At 56.5% G+C, this 255-nt stretch carries 1 protein-coding gene; it reads right to left on the bottom strand.

What is annotated here, in order from left to right; all coding sequences use genetic code 11:
* A partial coding sequence (locus L9G74_RS21300) for a hypothetical protein (RefSeq protein WP_238898785.1) occupies positions 1–255 on the bottom strand: 255 nt, incomplete at both ends.

A 255-nucleotide genomic window follows, 5' to 3' on the forward strand; every position in this document is an offset into this window, starting at 1 on the left:
GCGGAGGGGGTGAACCGCATCCATGTACCCATCATCGGGATTCGTCAGTCGTGCGAGCGTAATCTCGGACTCGTCGAGATCAATTTGCCAGACAAAGACGAGATTCATCTGCGTCTCAACGAGGCCGTTCACATAGGCGAGGTTGTTGTCTTCGACCATAAGATCTATCTCGGCTTCGATTGCGGAGACGCCCCCGGCGTCATCACGGGCAGCCTGCGTATAGACCACCAGCAAGTCGATGATGGACCCGTCGTC

It is taken from the genome of Shewanella electrica (genome assembly GCF_022321485.1).
In the GTDB taxonomy this organism is placed as follows: domain Bacteria; phylum Pseudomonadota; class Gammaproteobacteria; order Enterobacterales; family Shewanellaceae; genus Shewanella; species Shewanella electrica.